The sequence below is a fragment of the Psychrobacter sp. I-STPA10 genome, assembly GCF_021012795.1.
Taxonomy (GTDB): Bacteria; Pseudomonadota; Gammaproteobacteria; order Pseudomonadales; family Moraxellaceae; genus Psychrobacter.
Genome location: NZ_VFYU01000028.1, coordinates 1 through 12,224 on the forward strand (window position 1 = coordinate 1; position 12,224 = coordinate 12,224).

9 protein-coding genes are annotated in these 12,224 nt (G+C 41.1%); 6 read left to right on the plus strand and 3 right to left on the minus strand.

The window, feature by feature from the left end:
• Positions 1-163 precede the first annotated feature (163 nt).
• Entirely contained in the window at positions 164-1,042 is an 879-nt protein-coding gene (locus tag FHK89_RS13525) for a Slam-dependent surface lipoprotein (RefSeq protein ID WP_230661349.1), read from the plus strand.
• Between the two features lie 124 nt (positions 1,043-1,166).
• Positions 1,167-2,759 carry a porin family protein gene (locus FHK89_RS14975; RefSeq protein ID WP_230661351.1) on the plus strand — a complete coding sequence of 531 codons (1,593 nt, stop codon included), beginning with the start codon at positions 1,167-1,169 and terminating at the stop codon, positions 2,757-2,759.
• A gap of 177 nt (positions 2,760-2,936) precedes the next feature.
• On the opposite strand, the gene yghU is transcribed toward FHK89_RS14975, so the two are convergent.
• Positions 2,937-3,797, minus strand: coding sequence for a glutathione-dependent disulfide-bond oxidoreductase (gene yghU, locus FHK89_RS13535; RefSeq protein WP_230661353.1), 861 nt, complete (start codon positions 3,795-3,797; stop codon positions 2,937-2,939).
• Between the two features lie 48 nt (positions 3,798-3,845).
• Positions 3,846-4,484 carry a GDSL-type esterase/lipase family protein gene (locus FHK89_RS13540; protein ID WP_230661355.1) on the minus strand — a complete coding sequence of 213 codons (639 nt, stop codon included), beginning with the start codon at positions 4,482-4,484 and terminating at the stop codon, positions 3,846-3,848.
• A 617-nt stretch (positions 4,485-5,101) separates the two neighbouring features.
• Between FHK89_RS13540 and FHK89_RS15035 the strand changes: the two genes are divergently transcribed.
• The 4 genes from FHK89_RS15035 (at position 5,102) to FHK89_RS13560 (ending at position 11,283) form a co-directional block, all read left to right on the plus strand.
• Positions 5,102-7,399 carry a circularly permuted type 2 ATP-grasp protein gene (locus FHK89_RS15035; RefSeq protein ID WP_230661356.1) on the plus strand — a complete coding sequence of 766 codons (2,298 nt, stop codon included), beginning with the start codon at positions 5,102-5,104 and terminating at the stop codon, positions 7,397-7,399.
• Positions 7,400-7,461: 62 nt separating this feature from the next.
• Positions 7,462-8,250, plus strand: coding sequence for a transglutaminase family protein (locus tag FHK89_RS13550; protein WP_230661357.1), 789 nt, complete (start codon positions 7,462-7,464; stop codon positions 8,248-8,250).
• A 78-nt stretch (positions 8,251-8,328) separates the two neighbouring features.
• Positions 8,329-9,069 carry a peptidase gene (locus FHK89_RS13555; protein ID WP_230661359.1) on the plus strand — a complete coding sequence of 247 codons (741 nt, stop codon included), beginning with the start codon at positions 8,329-8,331 and terminating at the stop codon, positions 9,067-9,069.
• Between the two features lie 147 nt (positions 9,070-9,216).
• Positions 9,217-11,283 (plus strand): PhoX family protein, encoded by a 2,067-nt coding sequence (locus FHK89_RS13560; protein WP_230661361.1) that lies wholly within the window; start codon positions 9,217-9,219, stop codon positions 11,281-11,283.
• A 142-nt stretch (positions 11,284-11,425) separates the two neighbouring features.
• On the opposite strand, the gene arsH is transcribed toward FHK89_RS13560, so the two are convergent.
• A complete protein-coding gene (gene arsH, locus FHK89_RS13565) occupies positions 11,426-12,199 on the minus strand; it encodes an arsenical resistance protein ArsH (RefSeq protein ID WP_230661364.1) in 774 nt (257 codons plus the stop codon).
• Positions 12,200-12,224 lie beyond the last annotated feature (25 nt).

Sequence of the window (12,224 nt, forward strand, 5' to 3'; positions counted from 1 at the left end):
CTCCCATACCCTCCCCTTGAAGTAAGGAGAGGACTTAAAAACCAGTTCCTCCCCCTTTTTAAGGGGGAGGTTAGGAGGGGGCTTATAAGTTGAGAGTGACGTATCTGTCTTGTTGTATCAAGTTTTACTTTTTTTAATTTAACCTGATAAAAAAGGAAGAAATATGAATACAATGTTTAAAACTCTTAGCCTAGCCGTTGTTGGTAGTTTAGTCACAGTTGCTGGTGCACAAGCTGCTGGTTTTGCTGGAGCATCTAGTGATGGTAATAATATCTTAATTAAAAACACCAATCCTGTCTCAGGGCCACATAGTACAAATGGCAACGAGCCAGGAATTCAAGTCACGGGGGCAGATGGGGTATTTGCACAAGCATTACTTAGTTTTAAAACCTACCAGCAGTTTGCAGGTAATGACGGTAGTATTGATAACTATAAAATCTCAACCTTAAATGCATCTGATATGCCTCCCAGTCATAGCTCTTTAGGTAATTTTGACTTTGCCCAAGTGCCTAATCAAGATGTGTATTTTGGTGAATGGACAGCTGACCGTAGTAATCCTGCTGCTACTCATACTGTGTATTATGGTGGTAAAAATAAAGCAGACAGCTTACCAACTAGCGGTAAAGTAGAATATAGTGTTAAAGGTATTAATAACTTTAATGGTAATAATTTATTAACAGGAACTTTAACAGCAGATTTTTCAACTAATCTTTTAAATGGCAGATTAATAAGAGAAAATAGTACTCAAAGTAATGTATTAAAACTTAGTAATAATAAAATCAATACCTCTCAAGCAACCTTCTCTGGCTTAGCCTCATTTGAGCAAGTTGATTTAACATTACCACCAAATACAATTAGAAGTGCTGCATCTACTTTCAATTACGGTAAATCAAAAGGAGCTTTTTTTGGAAATAATGGTGAAAGTCTAGCAGGTATTGCTACCTTTAAAAACCATAGAGAATTAGATACAGCCTTTGGTGGTAAAAAGATAGATTCAAGTAGTAGCGCCAAAGTTAGTTCTGATGTTGCAGCAAGACAATAACATTAACTAAAAGATACAATAACTGCTCTAACCCATAAGCCAAACCATCTGTTTGGCTTATGCTTTCTTTGGCTAAAAACTTCACTATCTATTATCACAACTTATAACTTATAGGATAATCACAGTGACAACCAAAAGGAAACAAGCACACACACTTAGCCACAAGCACACACACCTAGCCATCACACTAACACTCTTATTGCCACTACTAATACCATTGAGTAGCACCACTCATGCTGAAACCCTACCCCCTAGCCAAAACAGCAGTGGCACAGACCTTATCGAACAACGCCAACTACGCAATCAAAGCCAACAGCTAATCGAGCAACAACAACAGCAAATCATCGCTGACAGTGAAACCCAACAACCCATAACCAAAGACTCAACTGAAACAGTCAAAACAACAAATACCCAAACAGCACCACAACAAATTAGCCCAGAGACTGCCATATTTATTGCTATTAACCAGCAAAACTGGACAACCCTTAAACAAATGATTGAGCAATATCAAACGCTAGATAACGCCAATCCAGACATACTTTTATTTGCCAATGCTGCCCTAAACGCTGCCAATGGCAATATCAGTACCGCCATCAGCCAGTATCAACAGCTATTAGTTAACCAACCTGACTTTGTGCGTGCAAGGCTTGAACTTGCTCGCCTGTATTACCAAGACCAACTGCTTAACCAAGCCAAAGCTGAATTTGAACAACTACAACAGACTCAAAACATGCCACCTAGTGTACTTAACAATATCAATGCTTACTTGACTGCCATAAATAATCGCCAACGTATCAATGGTACAGTGGCTGTCACCCTTGGCTATGACGATAATATTAAAGATGCCCCAACATCTGACGCCAGCCACTGCTTTATTTATGCACCAGATGGGACGTGTCTGACCAGTGCCAGCGCAACCGAAAAGCCCATTAAAGACAGCAGTTTTGGCTATGAAATTAGCCTGAATAAAAACTGGCAACTGCAAGGGCACCATGGTATGACAGCAAATGTATTAAGTTATGGACGTGCCTACCGAGACAACAAAAATAAGGATAATAACTCTGCTACTATTAATGCCAGTATCGGCTACCGTTTTTCTGACCATAACAGTGAGCTAACCTTTACCCCAGTTATTGAGAATCATCGAGAAATGCAACAAAAGCTATATGATGCACAAGGTGTTCGTCTTAGTATCCGCCAGACATTACCAAAAACTTGGGCAAGCAAATTTATAACAAGTGCAAATGCTCCAGTTTGGTCACTTGATTTGGAGCAAACCCACTATCGCTATGAAAATGACTATAAAAGTAATGATGGCAAACAAAGATCTGCATTTACTAGCTTTGTTGTACCAACTAAAAAAAATCAGTGGGTACTTTTGGGTGAATATATCGATCGTGATAATCAGTTTACTGCCAATGCCTATACTCAAAAAGGCTGGGGAGTTGCCAATAGCCACCAATGGGACAATGGCATACAAACTACTCTGATTGCTCGCCAGCGTTGGCGTAACTATGATGGCTACAATGCTCTGCTACAAGCACAACGTGAAGATAAGCAAACGGTCCTCTCTGCCAATATGCGTATACCAAAGTTAGCATGGCATGGCTTTGAACCGAGTATTAACTATCAATACCGCAAAAATGACAGCAACATCGACTGGTTGTATGACTATGACAGCTCTGAGGTTACTTTTAAGCTACAAAAGGTGTTTTAAATCCAAGATCAGAAAGTATCTGAACATTACCCATCAAACAAGATGACAGAGTATCCGCTATATTTGGCAACTGATGATCGAAGTATTCAGTTAAAAAACATCTGTGGACTTTAACACTAACAAAGAACCTATTGCTATTTAAAATAGTCACTACGATGATATCTTTTATATCTTAATTTAACTGTTTTCCCTCTCATCTTTAATCGATTTTAACTCAACAGCCACTGCCCGTTTTACCGCAGGACGTTTGGCAATTTGCTGTGCCCATCTTTGTACATTCTTATAACTGGCAACATCCAAAAACTCCGCAGCATCATACAGCTTACCCAATACAAGTTGACCATACCATGCCCAAATGATCATATCGGCAATGCTATAATTTTGCTCACCTTGCTCATTTTCTGGTGCACAAAAATACTCATGATTTGCCAAATGCTGATCCAATACATCAAGCTGACGTTTGGTTTCCATGGTAAAGCGGTCTATTGGATATTGCATTGGATAAGGAGCATAGGCATAAAAATGCCCAAAACCGCCACCCAAATAAGGTGCACTGCCCATCTGCCACATCACCCAAGATAAACAAGTCGCCCGCTTTTGCCCCTGCTCAACTGGTATAAACTTAGCAAATTTTTCTGCCAAATACATCAGTATTGCTCCTGACTCAAACAGCTTCACAGGGGGACTAACAGAATAGTCAACCAATGCAGGAATTTTGGAGTTGGGATTGATGTCCACAAAATCTGAGCCAAACTGATCACCCTCCATAATATTAATTTTGTATGCATCATATTTCGCTGCATCAATACCACACTCAGCAAGCTCCTCTAGCATGATATTGACCTTGATGCCGTTGGGTGTATTAAGAGAATATAGCTGCAATGGTGCATCGCCCACTGGCAAGGTTTGCTCATGACGAGCACCTGCGGTGGGACGATTGGTAGCTGCAAACTTACCGCCATTGTTATCCTCATTTGGCATTGTCCAAACCTTTGCTGGTGTATAGCCGTTGTTAGGCTCGTTGGTTGTTGTGCTCATAAAAATACTCCTGTAAGTTTTCTGTCATCATATCATTATTGGTAAGTTTTATTTTTTTGCATAGCCTTGTTGTTGCAAAAACTCATGCAGATTTTCGGCAAATTGCTGATAACCTTGAGCATTGGCGTGTATTTGGTCAGATTTTAGACTATCATCAGAGAGTATCTTTGACCAACCATCAGCAAATAATGGTACATCTTCACTATCAGCAATATCCTCATAAATTGGATTGTCACTGGCACGTCCAAATAATGCACTGCTACTAAAATGTGGTTCAGCAATCAACACCACAGGGATATTAGCTGCCTTTAGTCGTTGTATTATTTGTATGATATTGGCTTTGGTGGTTGCTGGCTGAATTCGCTGTAATACATCATTACCACCAACCCCTAATAACACCAAGTCAGGCTTCGTTGCGATGATGTCATCAAGGCGTGCCAGCACATCGGCTGAAGTGTTTCCATTGACCCCAGCGTTATGAATACGCCATTGCGTCATCTCATCTAATACCGCAGGATAAGCCGTCTCTGGCGTTGCCCCATAACCATAGGTCAAAGAATCACCAAGCGCAACGACTTGAGCATCATTGGCTAACGCTGCTTGCTCAGGCTTAGCATCACAGCCACCCAATAAGCTGCCACACATTAACACACAAGCCAAAAGCGATAACGGTTGCTTGATTAACATTGATTTTTATCCTTTTTCCTATCTGGTTTTCTATCTGATACGCTCAATTTTATCATGTTCTCCCCAATGCATCTAAGTTCTGACTTATGCATCTAAATTCTGACTTATGCTCTTACCCATACTCCTATTTATATTACTTATCTTATATTGCCGTCGTTTATCTCTTATGTCGTCTGCCATAAATTTATAAATTAGTTATAAATCAATGTATGATATGAATCAATGGCATAAGTTATTATCATAAAGTATTAATATGGCTGGTATTAAAAGTGGTTACAATATATAGTAACTATTAATTTATAAAAAAATTATAAACTCTATATTTCAGTTCATATATACTTTTAATGCTGTTGGTGACAGAGTTTATATTAAATTTTAACCAATACCTCTATTTAAAAACTCAATTGAAAAACTTAGCTATAGTCGATTCAAGGTAACACTGTGATACCTGTAACACCTGTCATACTAATACGAGAAAGTTGAACGAAGGTATGCAAGTAGTCAAGCTGTCCTGCGAGTAAGGCTAACACCGTAACAGTTTTATACATTTCTATATTTTTATACATTTCTATATTGATATTGATTCGACTATAACTTAATTTTAAGGCTCTTATCTTATGTCTACATCCACGAATGCCACTTCACAAAAATCTTCATCACAAAAATCCTTAAAGTTATCACAACAAAGCTTCGATGAGATGCAAAAAGCAAATGGACACTATCGTCCTGCGGCGCAAGCATTTGGTGAGTGGCTTACCGACATCAATCTCAATCATCTTACCCATCTTAATGAGCAAGCGGCAGATATCTTTTATCGTAAAGGGGTGACATTTACCGTTTATAGTGATGCCAAAAATATCGAACGTATGATTCCGTTTGATATTATTCCTCGAATCATTGCCCTGAGTGAATGGCAGCAAGTGGAAGCAGGCTGCAAACAGCGCATACGTGCGCTCAATGCTTTTTTGCATGACATTTATCATGAGCAAGCCATCATGAAAGCAGGTATCGTGCCTGCCACTTACGTCTATGCCAGTGGCTGTTATGAGCCTTGGATGGTAGGTATTGAGCTTGAACGTCCCATTTATTCACACATCAGTGGTATCGATTTGATTCGAGACGAAGCAGGGCAATTTCGGGTACTTGAGGACAATCTACGCACCCCATCTGGTGTGTCATATATGCTTGAGAGTCGCACCATCTCAAAAATGCTGCTCAATGAAGTGTTTGAGCACACGCCTATTTTGGGTATTGCCGATTATCCACAACGGCTAAAATCCTGTTTGACCAGTGCCACCAGTAAATACGATCCCCAAGTCGTTGTTTTAACTCCTGGACGCTTTAATAGTGCTTATTATGAACATGCTTTTTTGGCGCATGAAATGAACGTACCACTGGTGCATGGTTATGATTTGGTAGTAGAGGACAGCAAAGTTTATATGCAGGGCATTCGTGGCAAGGTGCAAGTCGATATCATTTATCGTCGTATTGACGATCCGTTTATTGACCCCTTAGCATTTCGCTCAGACTCTATTCTTGGTGTATCAGGACTAATGAGTGCGTATCGTGCTGGCAATGTGGTGATTGTCAATGCACCTGGCACAGGGGTTGCTGATGACAAAAGCTTGTATCCTTTTGTACCCGAGATGATTGAGTTTTATTTGGGTGAAAAACCCATTTTACCTAATGTCGAGACTTATCAATGCCGTAAGCCTGATGATTTAAGTTACGTATTGGATAATTTAGACAAGTTGGTGGTCAAAGAAACCCAAGGCTCAGGCGGCTATGGCATGCTCATTGGACCCACCTCCAGCAAACAAGAAATTGCGGACTATCGTGCTCGCCTGCTTGACAATCCTGCTGGCTTTATCGCCCAGCCCACCATTAGCTTATCTACCAACCCCACTGCTGTCAGTGATGGCATCGCCCCACGCCACATTGATTTGCGTCCATTTATTTTAAGTCATGGTGATGGTAGTGTTGATATTGTCCCCGGTGGTTTGACTCGTGTGGCTATGGTTGAAGGCTCATTGGTAGTCAACTCATCTCAAGGTGGCGGCATCAAAGATACATGGATAGTCGATGATCAAAGCAAAACCCAAAGCAATGCTGCAAACAGCAATACTAATAGCAATAAAAATAATCGCAGTCATCATGGCTATGATGCTCATCATGATACGCTTAAACAACGCCATGCCCTATACAATCAACCAGCACAGCCAGTAGAGGTAGGCTATGAAGATGCTGCCGATGCGCCAATGATACTATTGTTATCCACTGCCAATCAGTTGGTATGGCTTGGCAGATATAGTGAACGCTTATATCATTATGACAGTCTGATTAATCAGCTAATAAAAAATACCTTAAGCGAGCAACAAATTTGTCACTTAGATAGATGTTTGGGCTTTAATGTCAATAACAATGTCAATAACAATGCTAAGCAGCTATTAACAAAAGCTGATTTAACCACTGCCCTACTACACACATTAGAAGAGGATAAAATCCCCAATGTCATTGAAGCCATTGAAGCCAATGTGCAAGAGGTCAAAGGGGTCATTGGTAAGGATACTGCTGAGTTGTACAATCTGATCAAACGTCTTGCCAGTGCAGGGACTTATCGTGCAGCGACCTTACAGCTACATGCCTGTAATGCAGCGATGAAACAAGAACACACTTTGGTGACCTTATTTTGGCAGTTAGGACGACACTTTGAGCAGCTCGATCGCAGTATATTACTACAAGAAGACAGCAGTGAAGCCAGTCTAAACTTAAAATACTGGGTCAATCAGTTACCAGAAAATACACGCTGGCGAGAGCTGATTCGTCTCACCAATCAAATCATCAACTCCAAAGACATACGTGACTATGAGTTGCTCAATACTGAGTTTAATACCATTTTGCAGCAAGGTGTTTAGAGTAGATGCTAGATTCAGTTATCAAGACGTATCAGATACCAAATAATAAGGACATATTTTAGATGATGAAACTACAAATCAGCCACCAAACCAATTATTACTATGATCAACTCGCTCAGCGTAGTGTGCAGTACATTCGTATGACCCCGATGCAGATGGCACATCAAACCATTCACCAATGGCATGTGATGCTGCCCAAAGTTGCCCAAAGCCAAAAAGATGGTTTTGGCAATGAGTGGCTGACGTTGAGCCGTAATGAAGCCCATAACAACTTGCAAATGCAAGCTTCTGGCATTGTTGAGATCAATCCTGAGACCGAACGCTTAGAGGACATGCCCGATGTACCCTATTTGCTATTTACTGTTGCCACACCACTGACTCAATGCTCAGAAGCCATCCGTGAGTTTGCCGCCCCTTATCTAAAAAATATCAGCCATGATGGCTTAAAACAACTGGCTGCTAAGCTATTAGAAAAAATGCCTTATACCAAAAATGTCACTCATGTGGGGACAACTGCCGCTGAGGCGTTTGAAATTGGTGCTGGGGTATGCCAAGACCATACCCATGTATTTTTGGCATGTCTGCGTGATCAAAATATTCCTGCCCGTTATGTCTCAGGCTATTTATATGATGATACAGACAATCACATGGCAAGCCATGCCTGGGCTGAGGCATGGCTAGAGGGGTATTGGTATACCTTTGATATCTCCAATCAACTGTTTCAACCCAGCTCGCATGTTTATGTTGCCATTGGGCGAGACTATCTTGATGCTGCGCCCGTGCGTGGGGTACGTATCGGTGGTGGTTATGAAAATCTTTACAGTCAAGTGATGGTGAATCGTTTATCCTAACTTGTTATTATTTATAAACCACTATCATATTTTTATTAACCCCATTGATTATTTTATTCATTTTTATTAAGGTTGATTATGACTTACTGTGCTGCCATTCGCCTCAAAGACGGCATGATTTTTGCCAGTGATACCCGTACCAATGCAGGAGTTGACCATATCTCAACCTTCCGTAAGCTGTATCAATATGGTATTGAAGGTGAGCGATTTATGGTACTACAAACTGCGGGAAATCTTGCCACCTCACAAGCAGTTTTCACTAAATTACAAAACGCCATTAACCAACGTCATGAGCATAACCTACACACAGTATTAACCCTATTTGATGCCGCACAAATGGTCGGGGAATGTATGCGTGAGATCACCACCCAAGCACAAAACATCGCAGGAGATAGTAATTCAGGTACATTCACCAGCTCATTTATGCTCGGTGGACAAATCAAAGGACAACCGCCAGAGCTGTATATGATTTATCCTGAAGGCAATTGTATTCGAGCCACTCAAGATACGCCGTTTTTTCAGTTGGGTGAAAGTAAGTATGGCAAACCCATTTTGGATCGTTCGGTACAATATCAAACCGAAGTAAGACATGCCCTACAAGCCTTGTTATTATCATTTGATTCTACCATTCGCTCTAACTTATCAGTGGGGATGCCCATTGATTTGGTGGTGTATCATAATGACAGCCTCACACTACCTACAGGTCGCAGAATAGATGAGGAAGATGAGTATTTTAATCATATACGCCAGCAATGGTCTGAAGGATTGCGCCAAACTTTAAAAGAACTGCCTGACTCACCAGAAGACTATTGGCAATAAACCAAGATAAAATTCACCTCAACTATTGCTGTTCACAAGACTGTCATACATCCTAATTATTATAGCTAACTAAGCCAGTGGAACATTCAACCACTGGCTTAATTTTTATGATATATCCCAAATAATAGCTATCCTTAGGACATAACAATGACCCAGACAGCCAACCAATCTAATCAAACGACAATAAGTAAAATAAGCAAGTCCACTACCAGTCGTCGTAACGTATTACGAGTACTTGCAGGCGTACCAATCCTACCTCTAGCTGCATGCTCTACCAGCTCTTTATTAAAACCAGCGACTACCACTAGCAACAAATCTGCTGCGCCTATGGCAAAAGCCATTAAATCCGTAAAATTCATTGGTATGGATGCACCTAAATTAAGCAATCCTGAGCAGATGGCAACCGTTTATGTCAACTCAAAAATGCAAGCAACCTTTAGCGATGGCAGCACCCAAGTATTTGACCTTGAGTACCACCCATTTTTTATCACAGGTGATATGGTACCCGATGGCAAGGGCGGTAAAACTCGTGCAGGACAACTATATAACATCAATAACCAGCCTATATATGATGGTTCGGCAGGCACACCCGTACCTTTCTTCTCTAACTGCCCAGACGGCACATCATTACTTACTGTGAAAGGGGCAAAAGTTGCTGGTGTAAAAAACAAACCTGTATTTGCTGTGGTGCAGTTTGAATATGCCAGTATGAACCGAGCTGGTAAAGACACATGGGGTCGCCTACCCTCACCGATTGCGGTATTGACCTTAGACCAAAACCCTGACACTGGTGAGTTGAAATTGGTGAAATATCATAATATTGATACATCACCTGTGCATGGACTGTGGATTACTTGTGGTGCCTCACTATCTCCTTGGGGTACGCATCTATCATCTGAAGAGTATGAACCAGATGCACATAATTTAGCACAAGAAGATGATGGTAAGTTTTTAGACTTTAGCCAAGCACTATATGGCGATAGAAATACTGCCAACCCATACCATTATGGGCACATGCCAGAAATTTTTGTTAATCCTGACGGCACAGGTTTTGTCAAAAAACATTATAACCTAGGACGTATCTCGCATGAATTGATACAAGTCATGCCTGATGAACGTACTGCGCTGATGGGTGACGATACCACCAATGGTGCTTTATTTATGTTTGTCGCTGATAAACCACGCGACTTATCTACAGGTAACCTGTATGTGGCAAAAGTCACTCAAACCACACCAAAAGGCGTGGGCACAGGTGAATTTAACACACAATGGATACATCTAGGACACGCTACGAGTAATGAAATTGAAGCCATGGCAAATACTTACAAGCCAGAAGACATCATGAGTGTGCGCTATGAAGATCCCAATGATTACAGCTATACAAAAATTTATTACAACGGCAAACCAAACTGGGTCAAACTAAACCGTAATAACAAAAATGTGGAAAAAGCAGCGGCATTTTTAGAGACGCATCGCTACGCTAGTCTATTAGGTGCTTCGACGGCATTTACCAAAATGGAAGGTACAACGGTGAATGTTAAAGACAAAGTTGCCTATTCAGCAATGTCACGTATTGAAAAATCAATGGTTGATCCAGAGAAATTTGGTGATTATGGCGTGCATGTGGCACAAAATAAATCAGGCGCTGTATATGCCCACGATTTACGTGGGGGGCAAAAAAGCATCAATGATGGCTCTGCCATTCGCTCAGAGTGGGTGCCTGTACGTATGTATGTACCCAAAAATCTTGTAGGTGAAGACATCACAGCCGATGCACTTGGTAACAAGTCACATCCAGATAAAATCTCTTGCCCAGATAACATCAAGTTCTCAGAAAAACTGCGCACCCTATTTATTGGTGAGGACTCAGGCACACACGTTAATAACTTCTTATGGGCATATAATGTTGATAATCATAGCCTTGAGCGTCTGTTATCAACACCTGCTGGTGCAGAATCCACTGGTCTGCACGCCATTGATGAAGTGGGTGGCTACACTTATATCATGAGTAACTTCCAGCATCCCGGTGAAGGCATTGAAAAAATTCCTGCGGTTGCTGAAAAAGTCATGCCACTATTAAAACGCAACTTTAAGGATAACTATGGTGCTGCTGTTGGCTATTTGGGTTTAAAAACCACTGCCAGCAAAATTGAAGTCGCTGATACTGATGACGCTTCTAAAGCAGCAGTAACAGATAAAAAAGGTAATGCTTAATCATAACTTTTGATATGTAATACAACTTTGATGCAAAGATTAGATGCGTCAAATTTTAGACTCCTTAGATTCAAACAAAAAATCCCTCTTATAAATTAAGGGGGATTTTTTATCATAAAGAGCCATTTATCACAAAGAACCATTATTTAGTATTCACTCGTGCCATTAACTCTTCAGCACTCTCCACCCGCTCTGAATAACGATCCACCAAATAATCTTTGTGGTCATAGGTAAGCAAGGTAAACTTCACCAACTCTTCCATCACATCAACCACTCGCAGATAAAATCCCGTTGGTTTAATCCGACCTGCCTCATCAAACTCCAAAAATGCCTTAGGAATCGAGGACTGATTAGGAATGGTGAGCATCCGCATCCAACGCCCTAAAATACGTAGTTGATTTACCGTATTAAATGACTGTGAGCCACCACACACCTGCATCACAGCCAGCGTTTTACCTTGTGTTGGACGCACTGCACCTATGGATAATGGAATCCAATCAATCTGGGTTTTCATAATCCCCGTCATTGCCCCATGACGCTCAGGCGAACACCACACCATACCATCACACCACTGAGTCAACTCACGCAATTCTTGCACCTTGGGATGGCTGTCATCTTCAGCATCCGCCAATGGCAACCCTTGAGGATTATAGATCTTTGCCTCCGCCCCCATTGCTTGTAGCAACCGAGCACATTCTTCTATCACCAAACGGCTATAAGAACGTGTACGCAGTGAGCCATATAACAATAAAAATTTGGGCACATACGTCCCTTGTGGTTGGCTTTTTTCTTGATGGTTATCCACTTGCTGTGCAAAATCACTGGCTTTAGGTACTCGAAAATGTGCCTCAACTAGATTAGGTAAATCATCAAATAAAGGGTTAGATTCATCGGCTGTCGTTATTGGTTGCGTCATGGTTATCCTCTTAAATTAGACTATC

Excerpts from the sequence above, each read along its gene's own strand:
- FHK89_RS15035 (WP_230661356.1), top strand. The coding sequence starts at position 5,102 with ATGTCTACATCCACGAATGCCACTTCACAAAAATCTTCATCACAAAAA.
- FHK89_RS13540 (WP_230661355.1), bottom strand. The coding sequence starts at position 4,484 with ATGTTAATCAAGCAACCGTTATCGCTTTTGGCTTGTGTGTTAATGTGT.
- FHK89_RS13525 (WP_230661349.1), top strand. The coding sequence starts at position 164 with ATGAATACAATGTTTAAAACTCTTAGCCTAGCCGTTGTTGGTAGTTTA.
- arsH (WP_230661364.1), bottom strand. The coding sequence starts at position 12,199 with ATGACGCAACCAATAACGACAGCCGATGAATCTAACCCTTTATTTGAT.
- FHK89_RS13555 (WP_230661359.1), top strand. The coding sequence starts at position 8,329 with ATGACTTACTGTGCTGCCATTCGCCTCAAAGACGGCATGATTTTTGCC.
- FHK89_RS13560 (WP_230661361.1), top strand. The coding sequence starts at position 9,217 with ATGACCCAGACAGCCAACCAATCTAATCAAACGACAATAAGTAAAATA.
- FHK89_RS13550 (WP_230661357.1), top strand. The coding sequence starts at position 7,462 with ATGATGAAACTACAAATCAGCCACCAAACCAATTATTACTATGATCAA.
- yghU (WP_230661353.1), bottom strand. The coding sequence starts at position 3,797 with ATGAGCACAACAACCAACGAGCCTAACAACGGCTATACACCAGCAAAG.